The organism is Sphingobacterium composti (genome assembly GCF_009829075.1).
Taxonomy (GTDB): Bacteria; Bacteroidota; Bacteroidia; order Sphingobacteriales; family Sphingobacteriaceae; genus Sphingobacterium; species Sphingobacterium composti.
Window position 1 is genome coordinate 244,236 of the sequence record NZ_WUQZ01000001.1, and the last position, 18,274, is coordinate 262,509.

The window sequence follows — 18,274 nt, forward strand, 5'->3', positions numbered from 1 at the left end:
TATAATCTCATATCAATTGTCTCAAATCTCAAATCTAAACAAATGGAAGCATATATAGTAGCAGGATATCGTACCGCAGTAGGGAAGGCGCCGAGAGGTGGTTTTCGGTTCATGCGTGCAGACGATTTAGCCGCAGAAGTTATAAAGCATTTAGTGGCATCAGTGCCCAATTTAAATAAAGATGAAATTGATGATGTCATTGTCGGTAATGCGATGCCTGAGGCGGAGCAAGGGATGAATATGGCGCGTTTCATTTCCTTAATGGGATTGGATACGGATAAAGTACCGGGTGTGACCGTGAATCGTTACTGTGCATCGGGATTAGATACCATTGCGACAGCAACAGCAAAAATTAAAACCGGCATGGCGGATATTATTATCGCAGGTGGTGCTGAGGTGATGTCAGGAATGCCGTTTGGTGGTTGGAAAATCGTTCCAAATCCCAAAGTAGCGAAAGACCATCCCGATTGGTATTGGGGAATGGGCTTAACAGCCGAAGCTGTAGCACAGGATTTTAAGGTTTCACGTGAAGACCAAGATGCTTTTGCACTAAAGTCACACCAAAAAGCTGTAAATGCCATTAAAAGTGGAGTTTTCAAAGATGAAATCGTTCCGATTAAAATCAAAGAAAACTACATCAAAGATGGTAAAATGGCAACTCGTGAGTATGTCGTAGACACGGATGAAGGTCCTCGCGCCGATTCTTCATTAGAAGCTTTGGCGAAGCTAAGACCTGTATTTGTGGCAGATGGATGCGTGACAGCTGGTAACTCTTCGCAAACTTCGGATGGAGCAGCATTTGTGTTGGTGATGTCTGAGCGAAAAGTGAAAGAACTTGGCTTAAAACCAATCGCAAAATTAATTTCTTATGCCGTAGCTGGTGTACCTCCTCGTATTATGGGAATTGGTCCAATTGCAGCGATTCCAAAAGCTTTGGAAATGGCGGGTTTGAAAAAAGAGGATATTGACTTGTTCGAATTAAATGAAGCTTTTGCTTCACAATCTTTAGCTGTTATCCGCGAGCTAGGTTTGGATGAATCCAAAATTAATGTTAACGGTGGCGCGATTGCGTTGGGTCATCCATTAGGGTGTACTGGTGCTAAATTGACGGTTCAGGTTTTGAATGAGTTGAAACGTCGCGGAGGTAAATATGGCATGGTGACCATGTGTGTGGGAACAGGCCAGGGCGCAGCAGGAATTTTTGAGTTATTAGACTAATGTAGAGAACCAAGATGGAAAGATTAAAAAGCAAGGACTAAAGAATATGTCCTTATTCCTTAATCTTTACTCCTTAATCATTATAAAATTATGAGCGAAAATAAATCAATTAAAGGCGGTGAGTTTGTAATTAAAGAAACTGCTTATACAGATATATTTATTCCTGAGGAATTTGACGAAGAAGCACAGATGATTCGTCAAACGTGTTTGGACTTTTTGGATACGGAAGTTTTGAACAAATTAGAACGCATAGATGCACAGGAAGAAGGTTTGATGCAAAGTTTGCTGGACAAATCTGGTGAGTTAGGTATGTTGGGCGTTTCGATTCCAGAAGAGTACGGTGGTTTTGGTAAGAGCTTCAATACTTCGATGCTGGTAGCAGATGCTGTAGGGGGAGGTTTCTCCTTCGCGGTGGCTTTATCAGCGCATACAGGTATCGGTACGTTGCCAATTTTGTACTATGGTAATGCGGAGCAAAAAGCGAAGTACATTCCAAAGTTAGGTACTGGTGAATGGAAAGCTGCATACTGTTTGACAGAGCCAAACTCAGGTTCGGATGCTAACTCAGGACGTACTTCAGCGAAGCTAAATGCTGAAGGAACACATTATTTGATTAACGGTCAAAAGATGTGGATTACTAACGGAGGTTTTGCAGATATTTTTATAGTTTTTGCAAAAATCGATGATGACAAAAACCTTACAGCTTTCATAGTGGAGAAAGATTTCGGAGGTATCACAATGAATCCTGAAGAGCATAAATTAGGTATTAAAGGCTCTTCTACTCGTCAGGTTTTCTTCAACGATTGTCCTGTTCCTGTTGAAAATATGCTTTCTGAGCGTGAAAATGGATTCAAGATTGCCGTAAATATTCTGAATATAGGTCGTATCAAATTAGGTGCAGCAACCATTGGATCTGCTCGTTCTGTAATATCTACAGCGGTTAATTATGCAAATGAGCGTGTGCAATTCAATTTGCCAATTTCAAAATTCGGCGCTATCCGATACAAGTTGGCGGAAATGGCTACTCGATTGTTTGCTACAGAATCAGCAGCTTATCGTGCCGGACAAAATATAGATGATGCTTATGACGCTTTGGTCGCAGGAGGAATGGATGAAGCGAAGGCAAAATTGAAATCTGTAGAACAATTTGCTATCGAATGTGCGATTATCAAGGTTTGGTGTTCAGAAATGTTGGATTATGTAGTGGATGAGGGTGTGCAAATTTATGGAGGAATGGGCTACTCTGCGGAAGCTCCAATGGAAAGAGCTTATCGTGACTCGCGCATCAACAGAATATTTGAAGGAACAAACGAGGTCAATCGTCTGTTGGTTGTGGATATGTTGTTGAAGCGTGCAATGAAAGGTGAATTAGATTTGATGGGGCCTGCACAAGTAGTAGCAGGAGAATTGATGTCTATTCCAGATTTTGGAGAAGAAGACGATAAACCATTTGCTGCGGAGAAAAAGATCATTGCAAATTTGAAAAAGGCAGGTTTGTTAGTAGCAGGTGCTGCAGTTCAAAAATTGATGATGTCCTTGTCAAAAGAGCAAGAAATCTTAATGAATATTGCTGATATCATTGGTTATGTATATGTAGCTGAATCCGTTTTATTACGTGCTGAAAAATTGTACCATACCAAAGGCGAAGAAGCTGCAGCATTAGCCACAGATATGGCTCTTGTGTATTTGTATACTACGATTGACAAAGTCAATGTGGCAGCGAAGGAGGCATTGTATTCATTTGGAGAAGGTGATGAGTTAAATATGATGTTGGTTGGTATTCGTCGCTTTACGAAGGCAGCACCTTTCAATGTGAAAGACGCACGTCAACGCATTGCACGTAAACTAATTGAAGAAAATAAGTACTGTTTTTAATAAAAAATAGTTTTATTTAAGTTGATTATAATTGGTAAAGCCCGCTGTCACAGCGGGCTTTTTTATGTCTAATAAAATTTTCATCTTTCATATTTTATAAAGTTTTATATACCTCAAAGAAATTAAGTGGTTGTAATACAGCGGTTTGATTAGAAATGTATATTAAATCTATAAAATTAGTAGACTTTTTATTTTTTGTTATTATATTTGCATCGTGATGTATATATACGCATACAATTAGCTAATAATCAACGATAAATAAGATTTAAAAGAATGAATCAATTATACAACTTAAAAAAAGGAGACTTCGAAGATAAGTCATCAAATCTAAAACAAAATCTTTCTTGTGAAATGATGCGAATGTGTAGCTAATTTCATTCCCCCTTATGTATATAGATAGGGGAAGTGTGAGGCTTCCCCTTGATTTTGTTAATAATGAACAAGTTTTCAATTGGCGTTGTCACTTGTAATATTCACTACTAAACGATTTAAATTTATGAATTATAAAATTATTTATAGCATTTCAGTTGGATTATCTTTGTTGCTAGGCACTACAACAGTAGTAAAAGCGCAAGAGAAAAATCCTAAACCTATCATTAATGCTTCCTTAATCGGTACTGTCATCGATGCTGATAGTAAGGAGCCTATATCAGGTGTAACTGTGCAATTGGATGCTGTAACTCACCAAGTTAAAACTGACCGTGATGGTAAATTTCAGTTTGTAACCGGTCAAAAATTACCATTTACAGTTGTGGTATCTTATTTGGGATATGAAACACAAAAATTGATAATTGAAATATCACCAGCCGTTATAGAATTAAAACAAGGTGTAAATTCTCTAGAACAAGTATTTGTGACTTCTCGTCGTCGGGCAGAACAAATTCAAGATATCCCTATTCCTGTATCATTGGTTCGTGCCAGCACTATTGAGGATGCAGGTGCATTCAATGTAAACCGTATTAAGGAGGTCGTTCCTACCGTACAATTATATGCTTCGAATGCACGTAATACCACATTAAACATTCGTGGATTGGGTTCTACATATGGATTGACCAATGATGGTATCGACCCAGGTGTAGGTTTTTATTTGGATGGTGTTTATTTGGCACGTCCAGCCGCTACTGCTTTAGATTTTATTGATATTGAACAAATAGAGGTTTTGCGAGGTCCACAGGGTACTTTGTTTGGGAAGAATACAACATCAGGAGCTTTTAACATTACTTCTCGTCTTCCATCATTCATTCCGGGAGCCAATTTTGAAGTTAGCTATGGAAATTTTGGTTATGTGCAAGGGAAAGCTTCTATCACTGGACCTTTAGTAAAAGACAAATTAGCAGCTAGAGTCTCATTCTCGGGTACGCAGCGTGATGGTTTGCTGTATAATGTGAGTACAGACCGTCAAATCAATGATATCAACAATTTAGGTTTACGTGGTCAATTATTGTATACGCCTTCGGAAAATTTAAAGGTTACGTTGACGGGAGATAGAACGATTCAAAAACCTGATGGATACGGGTGGGCTGTGGCTGGTGTTGTGCAGAATCAACGTTCAGAATTCAGACAGTTCAATAGTATTATTAAAGATTTGAACTACGAAATTCCTTACAAAAGTGCTTTTGAGCGTAAAGTAGATTTGGATACACGTTCTAAAGCAGACAATGAATTGGGTGGTGTTTCACTGAATTTTGATTATAAAATAGGAAAAGGAACGTTGACTTCAACTTCGGCATGGCGCTATTGGAAATGGGTGCCATTGAATGATAGAGATTATTTAGGTGTACCTGCTTATACCATTTCGTCGGGAACTTCTAAACATGATCAATGGTCTCAGGAATTTAGATATTCAGGAGATATCAATGAGAAATTGAGTGGTGTGGTTGGAGTATTTGGCTTGTGGCAAGATTTAAGTACCGATCCAGTGCATACCGAGGAGGCTGGCGATGCTCTATGGCGTTTTCAACAAAATAATGCTGCAGCTACCCAATGGGCTCCAGGCTTGATAGATAGAGTGGGTATTCGTACTAACTATGGTATCAAAAGTACCAGTTTGGCGATATTTGGTCAATTAGATTATGCGGTGACAGAAAAATTGCACATCCTACCAGGTATTCGTTATAATTATGATAAAAAAGTAGCCAACTACGACCGCAAAAAATATATCGATAATGATATTACATATACCGCAGAGCAATTGGCTGCTGTCAACAGTATCTATTCTGACCAGCAATTTGACGTCGATGCTGATGCAGGAAATTTCTCGGGACAATTGTCTTTGCAATATAAATTTACGCCGAATTACAATGCTTTCGTAACTTATTCTAAAAGCTACAAACCAATCGGTATCAACGTAGGTGGTTTGCCTGTAATTGATGGAAAAGTAGCGGCAGAATTGGCGGAAGTACAACCAGAATCGGTAAATCATTACGAATTAGGTGTTAAAACCAATCCTATTCGCAATGCTTTCTTGAACTTAACTATTTTCCAAACTAGCATAAAAGATTACCAAACGCAAGTGCAAACACCAGACCCAGGTGTGAATCGCGGTTATTTGGCGAATGCTGAAAAGGTTAGTGTGAAAGGTCTAGAATTGGATGGAAGTATCAAAGCAAGTAGCTATTTAAGAATTAATGCTGCTTTTGCGTACACAGATGGTAAATATGATTCATTCACGAATGCGCCTGTGCCATTAGAAGAAGTTGGTGGTGCGCAAGCATTTAAAGATGTGTCAGGTGGAGAATTGCCAGGTATTTCGAAATTTTCGTGGACTATTGCACCTGAATTGACGACTAAAGGAAATTTCTTAGCCTTGCAAGGAACATATTTCTTAGGAGCCGACGCTTTCTACCGTTCTAAATTTTCGTCTAGCCCTTCTCCATCTCAATATTTGAACATTGATGCCTACGCATTAGTTAATGCACGTGTGGGATTCAGAGGTGCCAATGGTTTATCTGTGATAGTATGGAGTAGAAATTTAACGAATAAAGATTATTACGAACAATTATTAGCAGCGCCTGGCAACTTCGGACAATATGCTGGAATGGTGGGCGACCAACGTACCTATGGTGTGACGTTGCGATACAATTGGAGATAAAACTATTACAAGAGATAAAACTATGAGTGATAAAGTACAAGTTGCAGAATTACAGATGAAGAACAAGAAAAAGTTGACTCCCATCGTCGGATTGATATTATTACTAAAACTTTTTATAGTAGTCTATTTTGGCTATTTAATTACCCAAGCAATCGAGAATAATACGATTCACTTTGATAGCACATTCTTTCTATTTATTGTTGCAGGATTTTTTGCGCAATTGATTGATGGTGCTCTGGGGATGGCTTATGGTGTTAGCTGCACAACTTTATTGCTTAGTCTGGGCATATCTCCAAAGTTGGCTTCTGCAAGTGTACATACATCTGAGATTTTTACGACTGGTGTATCTGGTTTATCACACATACGTTTTAATAATTTAGATAAAAAGCTATTTTTCAGTATTGTTTTTACAGGTGTAATTGGAGCCAGTTTGGGAGCATATTTATTAGCTGACTTGTTTGATGGTGGTAATGTGAAGCCTTATATTTCCGCTTACTTGGTGTTTCTTGGAGGATACTTGATTTTCAAAGCAGTGCGTAAAAAAAGCGAAGCGAAACCAAAAACAAAATACGCTCCTGTATTAGCATTTTTTGGAGGTCTATTGGATGCTATAGGTGGAGGTGGTTGGGGACCTATTGTGACCTCAAATTTGTTGAGTCAAGGGCATAATCCACGTAAGACAATTGGTTCGGTAAATACAGCTGAGTTTTTTGTGACCTATTTTGCTACCGTTGTATTTATTTTTGTGTTGGGTGTACAACATTTGGATATAGTACTTGGATTAGTCATAGGAGGTGTGTTAGCAGCTCCGATAGGTGCTTACGTTGCTTCAAAGATTAATGCTAAGGCACTCATGATTTTGGTAGGAACATTAGTGATACTTACTTCTACCTATAGCTTGATAAGTCTCTTTTATTAGTATAACTTTATATGGTTGAAAGCTGTATCATGTACTTGTGATACAGCTTTTTTTGTGTTTAAAATTCATGATTATGATACATTTCACTTATATAACTAGTATCTTAGAATAAGATTTTAAGCGTATATAGAATTGGAAAAATATGATGCAATTATAGTTGGTTCAGGTCCTAATGGCTTTGCTGCAGCAATTACTTTGCAACTGCAAGGGCTTTCGACATTAATCGTAGAAGGTGCGGATAGCATTGGTGGTGGAATGCGTACCAAAGAATTGACACTTCCTGGATTTAAGCATGATGTCTGTTCGGCTATTCATCCGATGGCGATGGCGTCGCCATTTATGAAATCTGTTCCTTTGGAAGATTTTGGTTTGTCTTTTGAATATGCCAAATATGAAGCCGCTCATCCGCTGTTAGGGGAAGAGGGAGCTGTTCTGCATCGTGATTTAGAAATGACTATAGCCGAATTGGGAAAGGATGGTGCATATTACAGAAGATTAATTGAACCTGTTGTTAAAAATTGGGAAAAGTTGGCTAAAGATACCATGGGACCTTTGGGGTTTCCTAAATATCCTTTTAATCTGGCTGCTTTTGGATTGAACGCTATACAGCCCGCTTCTTGGTTGGCTAATCATTTCCAGTCTGAAAAGGCTAAAGGATTGTGGGCTGGAATGGCAGCACATGGCATTCAGCCTTTGGATAATTTTACGACATCAGCAATCGGTATGGTTCTAATGGGTGTAGGGCATCGTTACGGATGGGCGATTCCGAAAGGTGGCTCGCAGTCTATTGCAAATGCTTTAGAAGCCTATTATTTATCCTTAGGAGGAAAAGTTCAAACTGGATTTTGGTTGAAGAATAAATTTGACTTACCCGAACACAAGATTCTTTTGTTGGATCTGACCCCTAAGCAACTACTCGAAATTGAAGGGTTGGATTTGAGTCCTGCTTATGCAAAACAATTGTCTCGCTATAAGCAAGGTATGGGTGTCTTCAAAATAGATTGGGCACTTTCAGAAGAAACTCCCTTTACGGATTTGCGTGCTCGTCAAGCGGCAACAGTACATATTGGCGGTACATTCAATGATATAGCTTTATCTGAAGAAGATGGACATAAAGGAAAATTAACGGATAGGCCATTTGTGCTTTTTACGCAACAAAGCCAGTTTGATAAAACGCGTGCTCCTGAGGGCAAACATACAGGTTGGGCCTATTGTCACGTTCCAAATGGTTCGTCTTTTGACTACACAGAAATTATCGAAAATCAGATTGAACGATTTGCACCAGGTTTTAAGGATACAATTCTGACAAGGCATACCTACAACCCATTACAGATGGAAGAGTACAATCCCAATTATATAGGAGGTGATATTAATGGTGGAATCATGGATATATCACAATTATATACCCGTCCAACAATTTCTCTGAATCCCCATCGTACTTCCAATAAAACAATATACATTTGTTCTTCAGCTACACCTCCAGGAGGTGGTGTGCACGGTATGTGTGGTTTTCACGCTGCAAAGATCGCTTTGAAAGACCATTTTGATATCTCAGTAAACTTATAAGTAATGGCGCAAAAGAAAATTGTATTAGCTGGAGGAACAGGTAATATTGGTAAACTATTGACAAACGAGTTTGTCAAGTTAGGTTATCAAGTGTTGATATTAAGTAGAAGGGTACAGCAATCGAAAAATTCTAACATCAAGTATGTACCGTGGGATGGTGAAACGAAAGGCGCTTGGGTTGATGAACTAGAGGATGTTGATACAATTATAAATTTGAGTGGAAAATCTATTCAATGTCGTTTTACGGAGGAGAATAAAAAGGAACTTTTGGCATCCAGAATCTTACCTACTAAAGTTCTTGGTGCAGCTATTGTTGATTTGATGCATCCACCTCGACTTTGGATTAATTTTTCTGGAATTTCAGTTTTTGAAGGTCTTGATGGTTTTCACGATGAAGATTCTAAAGATTATGCTCAAACTTTTTTAGCAAATCTTACTAAAAAATGGGAAGAGACATTTGAAAATTCTATAACTCCAAAAACACAGAAGGTCATTCTTCGACTAAGCCCTGTACTTTCTAAGGAATTTGGTATGTTCAAGGAATTATATCCTTTAGCGAAATTTGGGTTAGGTGGGAAAGTTGGAAATGGACAACAGAATATTTCGTGGATTCACGAATCGGATTTGATAGCTATTGTCTTATGGATTATAAATCAAGAGAAGGTTTCTAATCTTTATCACGCTTGCGTGCCAAAACCTGAATCTAATGAACTATTTATGCAAACTTTACGTCAAGCTGTTAGCATGCCGATAGGATTTCCATTACCTGCTTTTTTAGCTAAAATAGGTGCATATTTCAAGGGAGTAGAAAGCGATATGCTGCTTCTGACTAATGCAGTAGAAGCTAAAAGACTCTCTCAAGAAGGTTTTATTTATAAGTATCCTACGACACAGAAAGCTTTTGAACATCTAACTAAAGAAAAATAATAAACTTATGTCTACAAAGAGAATTGCATTTACCGAAGATTGGGTTGTCGTCATTTTGGGATTAGGACTGGTGCTATTGGCGGTATTGGGATTGATTGTACCCAAACCAAGCTTTAGTTGGTCTTCATATGCTGTGTTAACAGATAATGTATTTTCCATTGCCAATTTAACTAAAGTCGCAAGTCAGTTTTTTACAGTTTGTGTCACCGCAATTTTTGGTGCGATATTATTGAATAAATCAATCAAATCCTTGTTGATTGTATTTCCTTCTATTTTTATATTAACAATCTTAGCTTTAATTATAGCTGGAAATGCCACGGTAAAGGAGTACAACTTGGAAGCTGTGATTTTTGCATTAGGAATAGGATTATTGATTAGTAATACTTTCAAATTGCCAGAATGGTTTAAAAATGCATTAAGCACAGAGCTGTACGTCAAGATAGGGTTAGTGCTATTGGGAACGACAGTGATTTTTGGTGATATTTTGAAAGCAGGAGCTTTAGGATTAATTCAAGCTTTGGTTGTGGTTATTTCGGTTTGGTATTTTGCATTTTGGTTATGTAAAAAACTGAAAATCGATAAAGAAATGTCCTTAATGTTAGCAAGCGCAGTATCCATTTGTGGTGTTTCGGCTGCTATTGCTACATCTGGAGCTATTAAAGGTGATAGTAAGAAGCTTTCTTATGTGATTTCGTTGGTACTTATTACGGCTATTCCCATGATGATTTTTATGCCTTATTTGTCAGAATGGATGGGCTTATCACAAGAAGTAACAGGAGCTTGGCTTGGAGGATCTATCGATACTACGGGTGCTGTAGTCGCTTCAGGCTCATTAGTAGGTGAGAGAGCTTTAGAAATTAGTACTATAGTGAAATTCTCTCAAAATGTATTATTGGGAATTGCAGCTTTTGCAATTAGTATATATTGGACGTATTCTAAATCCGTAGGTGAAGAAACAAAGCGAGAAAAACCGACTTTGAAAATTATTTGGGAACGCTTCCCAAAATTTGTGATTGGGTTTATTTTAGCTTCTTTGTTATTCTCTTTTGTGATTTCAGAAGAGACTGTAGGGAATGTGAAAGAGAGTTTGAAAAGTCTACAGAGTCTTTGGTTCGTGTTAGCCTTTACTTCGATTGGATTGGAAACTAATTTCAAAGACCTTTTTCAGCACAGTAATAAAAAACCTTTATACGCATTTCTAATTGCGCAAACCTTTAATATTATCGTGACTTTGGTGATAGCCATGATTTTGTTCCGATAATTTTATGGAAAATCGTATCTTAAAGCATCATCATAGCAAATAAAGTAGATGAACGAAAAGGAGCTTCTTTTACAATATAAATCGACGGGCAGTCTGGATGTATTGGGCAAATTGTATGCTCCCTATATGTCTTTGTTGTATGGTGTTTGCTTCAAATATTTTCAAGATGCAGAGCAAAGCCAAGATGCGGTGATGCAAATTTTCGAAGAACTTATCACTAAACTTAAAACTCATGAGGTAGATAATTTCAAAAGTTGGTTGCACGTTTATACCAAGAATTATTGTTTAATGCAATTGCGTAGAGATAAACGTAGACCACAAGTAGATATTGAAGAGAATCTTTACGAGAGTGAGCAAAAATTGAGTGATGTGGATGAGGTCAAGTGGGAGGAGAGGGATTTTGAGAAACTAGAAGGTTGTCTGCAATCACTGAATGCAGAACAAGAGCAATGTGTTCGTTTATTTTATTTGGAACAAAAATGTTATAAAGATATCGCCGATGAGATGGGATTGGACTTGAATAAAGTTAAAAGTGCCATTCAAAATGGAAAGCGTAATCTGAAAATGTGTATGGAAAATAAGAAAAATGGAAAATAATTACCAATTATCGCGAATTCATAATTATGTGCATGGTTTGATGAGCCGTGACGAAATGCATGCATTAGAGCGAGAAGCATTGGATGACCCATTTTTGCAAGATGCAATTGATGGTTATCGGTTGCAAAATGGAGTAGATGCAAAGCAGTTAAGTCTTTTGCAACAACGCTTAGCTACACGTGTTCAAGAACAATCGACTTCTAGAAATAAGAGATTCTACAGCTGGCAACGGTTGGCTGTCGGAATGGCTGCAGGCGTGATGTTTATGGTAGTGTGCACGTTGTTGTTGATAAAATATTTGCCACAAAATAAAATGGCTACTGAATTTACAGAGGTAGTTGTTAGTGAATCAACTTATGAATACAATATAACTCCAAACAATAATAAAAATAATGTATTACCAATAGGCGGTTGGGAAATATTGATAGACAAGCTTAAGTCAAACTACTCAAATAGTGAAGACTTTGAAGGTAGCTTGTATATAACATTCAAAGTTGATGAGCATCACAAAGCTTATGATATATCTATAAATGGTAAGGATAGTGTTAAATTCGAAGAGTTACAGGATATTATCAGAAATAAAATTAAATGGGATGGTAGTGAGGCTGATATTATATTAGATATCAGTAAAATTGGATCTTATGAAGATATTTAATTTGTGATTACTTGCTTTTTGTGGCAGTTTATTTTTCTTTTATTTAATTTTCTATATACTCATAGTTTATTAACTTAAATTATGAATAAAAAACATACATTATCACTATTGGCGGTTATTAGCTCATTGATAACATTCGCTCAAGAACAAAAACATAGATTATCGCTGGTTTCTGACTTAGATGCGGAAATTGTAACTGAAGAAACTAGACCTATTACTTTAGGAATTCAATATCAGTATTCATTAACAGAACGTCAGAATTTATCTGCTTTCTTTGCTGTTAGTAATAAAATCTCTTATTTCGGAGCAGATTATGTTTATGATTTTCCGCTTGTCGGAAATAAACTTGAATTTAATCTTGGAGGTGGTATGGGGCTTTATAAATATAACACGCCGCCTTCTATTGGCATTGATTATGATCCCAAAGAATGGTATCTGGCAGGTACAGTTGGGTTTACTTATAATTTCTCAGCACAACCATTATCTATCTTTGCAGCATATAAACCAAAAATTGACTCAGCTTTTGATCCTGTAGGACCTACTGATATGTTTGTTGGGATAGGCTATAGATTTTAAATCAAAATAGTCATTTCGTTGAATGCGAAATGACTATTTCAATTAAATAGATTTATTCATCCAAAGAAGAAACATACATATTTCCAGTTCCGTATATATTAGGCTGATCTGTAGCTTCAATCTCTAATATTGCATTTTGAGATATTTCTTTGTGTGTCACCCAAAGTCTATCTAAGGGCTTATTATTTAATTTGATAGATTTTATAAATCGATTGTTATCCCCAAAATTTTTAACCTGAATACGTAACTTATTCTTGCCTTTATTAATCGTTATTTCTGGGAAGAAAGGTACATTGATATAATAAATAGGTTCTCCTATAAGTGGTTGATGAAGTCCTATTGCTGATAAGACAAACCATCCAGACATTGCTCCAGCATCGTCATCCATAGTACGAATAAAAGCTTTTGGTTCATTCTTATAGATTCGATCAATGAACGGATCAATTCCCCGGCTGTTGTCATTAAAATAATATTGGATAACTGTATCTAATGCAAGTTCATGTACTAAAGATTGGTAGCGCCATGGTTTGTTTGAAGCATAATAAAGTGTTGGTGATTGAATGTCAGGTTCATTGGCTCTATTGAAGTAGTGGTTATCAAAGAAATCATCAAGTTGATTGGTAAGATTGTCTTTTCCTTCCATTAAATTCGTAAGTCCTTTAATATCAAATGGAACATTCCAACGGTATTGTCTAATTGTACCTTGGTACATTTTACGTGCAGACATACGGTCCACATCATTTTTACTTAGGTCATTAAATTCTTTGAGCCAATGTGCTTTGTACGATTTTGCTCTATTTAGAAATAACTCTTTTTGGGAAGGAATCAATTTACTCATAGCCCACATATCATAAGTTGATTCTAAAAATTTGTCAGGTTTAGAAAAATCAAATGTTGTAGTGTCCTGAATCAATTTTTCTTTTATTTCATTTAATGGCACGTTAAAATTTTTGTTCTGTGCGTCCAATAATACTACAGCAGCATGTTCTGTACGGACAGAATTGGCGGGCTCATGAGGTCCAGCAAAATCATATTTACCGTATTTGTATAGATTTGCTATTGAGTATATAATATCTTGATAACGATTTTCGTTAAGTAAAGCCAATAGAGGAAGTTGAGTTTTGTAATTATCCCAAATCGCCCAACCGTGGTATCGAGGTGTGGTAGCATGATAAATTTTGCCATCTGTTGCTTTAAATTCATTATTCTGCTCCGAAATATTATATGGCGATTGCATGGTGCGATATAGTAGAGAATAAAATAGATTTTTACGATCTTCGTTGTTTCCTCCAAGTTGAATCGAGGAAAGCTCTTTTTCCCAATTAGTTTGGGATATTTTTTTTATTGTATTATAATCTTTTTGAGCATTCGATTTTAGTGTGGCAACTGCATGCTCTTCGCTGACAGCTGAAAAAGAAATTTTGATATTTTGCTTCTCTTTAGCGTCTGGTACACGAATATTTACTTTGTTTTCGTCTGTTAAATTGAGTTGCGCATCATTAATTTCTATCGCATAATGTATAGTATAGACCCCAACATCACAAGTAGTTTTCGCACGCACCGTACCTATGATATGATTTTTTTGAATAACCATTTTGTTATTTACTATAGCATTATTTAGCGCATATCCGAAATCAATAAGAAATCCTTTTGCCCCTTTAGGAAAACTATATTCATGAATACCAAAATTCTGATGCACAGCAAAATTAGCTTTGATTTTTTCATTAAAATCTATTTCATAAAACCCTGGTCCAGCTTTTTCTGAAGCTTTGGTCAATAATTCATTATTATAAGTTTCTCCTAAGTAGGGTTTAACCATTATTAACCCACCACTTCCTTTGCAGCCTACTCCTTCGAATCGGTTGTGTGTAAATCCTATTACTTTCTTTGCTAAATGCTCATATCCAGCGTGCAGTTGAGGAGAGGTGTGCGGCAGGATATTCATTTGATAAAATGGAGAAGAAGCTCCAGGTGATAATTGACCGTGGTCTCCTGAACTTCCTAAAAAAACATTTACTTTATTGACTATTGTTTGTGCATATAGATTTTTTTTATTGAATAATAAACTTAAGAGTAAGATTACACAGAATATTTTTTTCATAAATAGATGGTTTTGACGGTTTAAAAGTAAATATAAGTAAAGTATTTCTTATGATTTATTGAAGTCAATTTGTTGTTTAATATAAGCTTAATATAAATTTCACTTAACAGGGTGTTTTCAGTTACTTCAAGGTTATAATTCTTATTTTTTTAACATAATAAACATTTTAAGATAACATGCGAGAGCTAGTTTTGCGGTCAAACAACTGTATCATATAACTATGCAAAACAAGTCAAAAAAGCTTTTCTGGCTTTTAATGTCATTATCAGTATCAAGTTTATCTTTAGAAGCGACACCTAAATCTTTCGTTTTACCATCTTTAAATTCTATTTCGACACAACAAAAGATTTCAGGTAAAGTGGTTGACCAACAGGGTAATGCTATTGTAGGGGCGACGATAAAAAACTCATTGACCAAAGCGCAGACTCAAACTGATGCAAATGGTACCTTCAATATTGAAGGTAAAATAAATGATGTACTAGTTATCAAGTTTGTGGGGTATAGTGAGGTAGTTCATTCTGTGTCTCAGAATGATAACTTGACGATAGTACTTGAAGAAGAGGGACAACAAATTGAAGAAGTTTTGGTTTCCATCGGTTACCAACAGATTCGTAAATCGGATGTTACGGGTGCTATCTCTAGTGTCAAAGCAGACGAACTTAATCTGAGCTCTCCAAAATTGGGACAAGCTATGGTAGGAAAAGTAGCGGGTGTGCAAATTATGCAAACTTCAGGAGCTCCCTATGACGGTACAAAAATCCGTGTTCGTGGAATGGGATCAATCAATGCAGGAACTGATCCATTATATGTTATAGATGGCTATCCTGCAGGTAATAATTTGAATATCAATCCCAATGATATAGAAAGTATAGATGTGTTAAAGGACGCAGCTTCTGCGGCGATTTATGGATCGAGAGGAGCTAGTGGTGTAGTATTAATTAATACTAAACGAGGTAAGTCTGGAAAAAGCAATGTTGAATATGAAGCTTTGGCAGGATTTGGACAATTATCAAAAAAATTAGACCTTTTAAATTCGGAGGAATATATTGACCTACTAATTGATGGTAGAAATAATACATATCGTGATTTGGTTATAGGTCGTGGCGGTAGTTGGAATGATAATATGCGCTTGGATAGTAATGCAGATCGTGTGGCTCGAGTGGGTAACGCAGGTTCTATTACTATACCAGAAGAATATTATGATTTTGCTACTGGGACAGCAAAAAAAGCACAATACGATACTGATTGGCAAGATGCTTTGTATCGAAATGCTCCTTTCCAACGTCATAATCTTTCTGCTTTTGGTGGTACAGATAAGACAAAGTACTTTCTAAGTGGTTCGTATCAGAACCAAAAGGGTATCATGTTAAATACAGGTCAACAAACGTTTAATTTCAGAACTAATGTGGACTCAAAAATTAGTGATCGTCTTACAGTGGGGGCAAATGTATCCTTTACATACAATGATAATGACGAAGTAACAACAGGACGCTTCGATAGAAGCCCATCTATGTCTGCGCTAATTTATCTACCTACATTACCAGTTTATAATGAGGACGGTACGTATGCTCAGTTCGGGATGGGAGAATTATCTGCAGCACAATATGGTATTCAGAATCCAGAAAATCCATTAGCTTATGTATCTAAAATTAAAAATACAAGATTAGGTAAGCGAGGTTTATACAATGCATATGCTGATTTTAAAATTTTGGATGGGTTATCCTTAAAAGTAAACGGAGGTATTTCGACGAATGATCAGAAATATGACTATTTCAGACCAACGAGTATTTCTAATGGTAATAATAAGCCATTTTCGGATAATGCAAAAACAGCAGCTTATGCTGATGCTAATACTAGAAGTGAGATTGATAAATTGGTTGAGGCAATTTTGAACTTTAATAAAACCTTCAACGAAAAACATACAATTGGTGCCTTAGCAGGTTATTCTGCGCAGCGTACAGATACAGATTATATAGCAGTGCGTGCTAGAGGCTTTCAAAATGATGCTATTGGTCAAATTACAGATAAAGGTGCAGACCCCTCAAATTTTGTCCTACAAGATGCTTTTAAACGTACTACAACATTGCAGTCTTATTTTTCACGTGTTAATTACAGTTTTGATTCGAAATATTTCTTGTCAGCATCCATCCGTACAGATGCTTCCTCGAGATTTGGTGTGAATAATAAGTGGGGTGTTTTCCCATCGTTATCAGCAGGATGGACTATTTCGAATGAAGAGTTTTACAATAATTGGTTAGGTCAAGGTTCTACCATGAAATTAAGAGCTAGCTGGGGAAGAAGTGGAAATAATAATATTGGAGATTATGCAAATATTACCAACTTCAGTAGCCCGACAGGGGTGATCATAGGAGATCGCGTAGAAACTGCATACTACCCGTTAGATTTGAAAGATGCAAACATTGGTTGGGAAACTACTTCACAATATAATGCAGGCTTGGATTTAGGTCTCTTGAACGGCCGAATCAACTTGCTTACAAACGTGTATTTAAGTAGATCGACGGATTTACTTTTTGACCAACCTATTTCAGCTGTTTCAGGGGCCACTACGATTTTAACAAACTTGCCTAATAGCAAAGTACAGAATAAAGGCTTTGATATTCAGTTGGATACACGTATAATACGTTCAGCGGATTTTGATTTAGGTTTTAGTGGTAACATCAATGTAAACAGAAATAAGGTTCTTGATTTAGGTGGAGGTTCAACCATTATTACCAATGGCGCAGAACGTTCTTATCATACGCACATCACACAAGAAGGAAGTCCAATTGGAATGTTCTATGGCTTTAAAGTATTAGGTATTGCTACGGAAGAGAATTTCGATAAAGTAGCGCCATCTTCCGCTTCTACGACGGCATTACAACCTGGTGATTTATATTTCGAAGATGTCGATGGTAATGGTATAGTAAACGATGACGACAAGCGCGTTATTGGAAATCCACACCCAAATTTTACGTATGGTTTTGCTGTGGATTTGAGATATAAGAATTTTGATTTGCGCACTTCATTCAATGGTTCACAAGGAAACATGGTCTTGGACGGCTACGATTATTACTTATACAACATGGAAGGAAGTGGTAACCAATATGCTGATGTAGCGCAACGTTACCGTTCGGCAATAAAGCCTGGAAATGGAAAAGTATATCGTGCAGCACGTGGTGGTACGCAGAGTAATAGTACCCGTTTGTCTACCTTCTATTTGCAAGATGGCTCATTCTTGAGAATGACAAATATTATGTTAGGTTATACTATTCCGAATAATTTGGTAGAAAAGTGGAAACTTGCAGGACTACGTGTATATGCTACCGTTGATAATCCGTTGACATTCTCTAAATACAAAGGATATAATCCAGAGCCAGATTATAATCAACGTGGGAACTTAACACCAGGTGTGGATTACGGTCTTTATCCATTGGTGAGATCATTCAATTTTGGTGTCAAAGTTACTTTTTAATTTATCCTAAACAGGA

At 36.8% G+C, this 18,274-nt stretch carries 12 protein-coding genes; 11 read left to right on the forward strand and 1 reads right to left on the reverse strand.

All coding sequences use genetic code 11. The features are described from left to right. The first annotated feature begins 42 nt into the window (after positions 1–42). The 10 genes from GOQ17_RS01085 (at position 43) to GOQ17_RS01130 (ending at position 12,685) form a co-directional block, all read left to right on the forward strand. Positions 43–1,218 carry an acetyl-CoA C-acyltransferase gene (locus tag GOQ17_RS01085; RefSeq protein ID WP_159633525.1) on the forward strand — a complete coding sequence of 392 codons (1,176 nt, stop codon included), beginning with the start codon at positions 43–45 and terminating at the stop codon, positions 1,216–1,218. Positions 1,219–1,308: 90 nt separating this feature from the next. Beyond that, positions 1,309–3,093 (forward strand): acyl-CoA dehydrogenase FadE, encoded by a 1,785-nt coding sequence (locus GOQ17_RS01090; RefSeq protein WP_159633528.1) that lies wholly within the window; start codon positions 1,309–1,311, stop codon positions 3,091–3,093. 496 nt (positions 3,094–3,589) lie between these two features. Beyond that, positions 3,590–6,184 (forward strand): TonB-dependent receptor, encoded by a 2,595-nt coding sequence (locus GOQ17_RS01095; protein ID WP_159633531.1) that lies wholly within the window; start codon positions 3,590–3,592, stop codon positions 6,182–6,184. Positions 6,185–6,206: 22 nt separating this feature from the next. Then, positions 6,207–7,103 (forward strand): sulfite exporter TauE/SafE family protein, encoded by an 897-nt coding sequence (locus GOQ17_RS01100; protein ID WP_201288479.1) that lies wholly within the window; start codon positions 6,207–6,209, stop codon positions 7,101–7,103. A 132-nt stretch (positions 7,104–7,235) separates the two neighbouring features. Further along, positions 7,236–8,669 (forward strand): phytoene desaturase family protein, encoded by a 1,434-nt coding sequence (locus tag GOQ17_RS01105; RefSeq protein WP_317163260.1) that lies wholly within the window; start codon positions 7,236–7,238, stop codon positions 8,667–8,669. A gap of 3 nt (positions 8,670–8,672) precedes the next feature. Next, complete coding sequence (locus tag GOQ17_RS01110) at positions 8,673–9,596, forward strand: TIGR01777 family oxidoreductase (RefSeq protein WP_159633534.1); 924 nt, start codon at positions 8,673–8,675, stop codon at positions 9,594–9,596. A 7-nt stretch (positions 9,597–9,603) separates the two neighbouring features. Next, positions 9,604–10,857, forward strand: coding sequence for a YeiH family protein (locus GOQ17_RS01115; protein ID WP_159633537.1), 1,254 nt, complete (start codon positions 9,604–9,606; stop codon positions 10,855–10,857). Positions 10,858–10,905: 48 nt separating this feature from the next. After that, entirely contained in the window at positions 10,906–11,454 is a 549-nt protein-coding gene (locus GOQ17_RS01120) for an RNA polymerase sigma factor (protein ID WP_159633540.1), read from the forward strand. Further along, positions 11,444–12,109: a hypothetical protein gene (locus GOQ17_RS01125; protein WP_159633543.1), complete on the forward strand. Its 666-nt coding sequence runs from the start codon at positions 11,444–11,446 to the stop codon at positions 12,107–12,109. Before GOQ17_RS01120 ends, GOQ17_RS01125 begins: the two co-directional genes overlap by 11 nt. Positions 12,110–12,190: 81 nt before the next feature. Next, positions 12,191–12,685 (forward strand): hypothetical protein, encoded by a 495-nt coding sequence (locus GOQ17_RS01130; RefSeq protein ID WP_159633546.1) that lies wholly within the window; start codon positions 12,191–12,193, stop codon positions 12,683–12,685. A gap of 52 nt (positions 12,686–12,737) precedes the next feature. Here GOQ17_RS01130 and GOQ17_RS01135 read toward each other — a convergent pair whose 3' ends face one another. After that, positions 12,738–14,786, reverse strand: coding sequence for a glycoside hydrolase domain-containing protein (locus GOQ17_RS01135; protein WP_159633549.1), 2,049 nt, complete (start codon positions 14,784–14,786; stop codon positions 12,738–12,740). A gap of 256 nt (positions 14,787–15,042) precedes the next feature. Here GOQ17_RS01135 and GOQ17_RS01140 point away from each other — a divergent pair, with 256 nt between their 5' ends. Beyond that, on the forward strand, positions 15,043–18,258 hold the full coding sequence (locus GOQ17_RS01140) for a SusC/RagA family TonB-linked outer membrane protein (protein ID WP_236537011.1): 3,216 nt from the start codon (positions 15,043–15,045) through the stop codon (positions 18,256–18,258). Positions 18,259–18,274 lie beyond the last annotated feature (16 nt).